This window comes from Arthrobacter sp. AQ5-05 (genome assembly GCF_003287975.1).
Classification (GTDB): Bacteria; Actinomycetota; Actinomycetes; order Actinomycetales; family Micrococcaceae; genus Paeniglutamicibacter.
On sequence record NZ_QMKQ01000076.1, the window covers coordinates 1 to 1,396 of the forward strand.

Annotated in this window: 1 protein-coding gene; it reads right to left on the reverse strand. The window is 61.2% G+C overall.

What is annotated here, in order from left to right; all coding sequences use genetic code 11:
- Positions 1-154: 154 nt before the first annotated feature.
- Entirely contained in the window at positions 155-1,354 is a 1,200-nt protein-coding gene (locus DQ353_RS21055; protein WP_113765133.1) for an IS4 family transposase, read from the reverse strand.
- Between the last annotated feature and the right edge of the window lie 42 nt (positions 1,355-1,396).

Below are 1,396 nucleotides of genomic sequence, written 5' to 3' on the forward strand. Positions count from 1 at the left end.
CAATACCGTTTACTTAGACTTTTTAGGAACGCGTTTGAGGGGCCAACCAGACATCTTGCGTTTCACGACGCGGGGGTTGCTGCGCTGCCTTCGGGGCGGCAACAGTTCATGCAGGATTTCCCGACAGAAAACGACGAAGGCTTCGGCATGTTTTTTAGGGGGAAAAAGCCGGGCGCGCGGCCAATGTTCGCCGTGCGGCCCGGAGGGTTCGCGTGAAAGAAATGCGCAGGGGGTCCTCGTCAAGGTCGCGAGCGACTTCACCGATGAGGGACCGCAGGGCGTAATGTACGCAAAGATAGCCGTAGATTTCCTGAAGGACCCCATCGGGGGTCTTGGAGCGCAATACCAGGGAAGGGCCACGCTGGTGGGTCTTAAGCTCGTCAAAACACAGCTCGATTTCCCAGCGTTGGGCATAGGCCTCGGCGAGGTCCTGGGCCGGCGCCTCGGCCGGGTCCAAGATGTTGGTGATCAACCGAAATTCCCCGACGTCCTTGCCAGTGGTGACGGTGTATTCGATCACTCGTACTGGGATCGGTTCCGTGTTGTGTCGCCGCTGCTTCGTGCCCTCATAGACGGCCGAAAGATAGGACCCGTCGTCGAATTCCTCCTCCACGGGCAGCACCGCGTTGCCTTTCATCCGCCACAATTGTTGGGCACCGGTTCCGATGCTTAGCTTGAACGCTTCGTAGCTGAAGAATCCCCGGTCGGCGATCGCCAGCATGTCCGGCCGGAGTCTGTGCAGCAACCCTGGATACATGGTCTGCTCGGCGGTGTCGCACCCAGAGACCACCGCCCCAATGACCGCGTGGGTGCCGCATTCGACCAGGCCCAGGACCCGAGCCTGTGGGTAGGCGCTTTTGGCCTCGGTGTTGGTTCCGGGACGCCCGTAGGTACGTTCGTTCGCCGCGGTGTCGGGGATGTCCAGGACGGTTCCGTCGATGCTCACTAACCGCCATTGCCGGTAGAACCCGGGCCCGCCGGCGGCAGCCACTGGCTTGGCGCAGGCATCGAACAGGTCGATCATCACCGTCGATCCCAAGCGGGTGCGGGCCTTGAAGATCGCCGCCTTCGTCGGCATCGTCCATTCCCGGAACCGGCCGGTGATCCATTCCATCCCGGCCAGCACCGAGCGCATGACTTCCTCGTAGGAACCGGAGGAGAACAAGGCCAGTGCCATCACGTAGTAGACCATCATCCGCGCCGGCAGCAACCGGTTGCGTTGCCCCGCCGCGCCGGTGCGCACGATCGCCGCATCTACCTCCCGGGGGGTAAACACCTTCGTGAGTACGCCCAGGGAGACGTGGTCTCCCAACCGTTCTGGACCTTCGGGCTTCACCCATCCGCTTCGTGCCATTCCAAAAGATTAACACACTTGAAGACTAAGTAAACGGTATTG

What these genes read in the sequence shown, in the direction of transcription:
- DQ353_RS21055 (WP_113765133.1), bottom strand. Translation starts at nt 1,354, where the DNA reads ATGGCACGAAGCGGATGGGTGAAGCCCGAAGGTCCAGAACGGTTGGGA.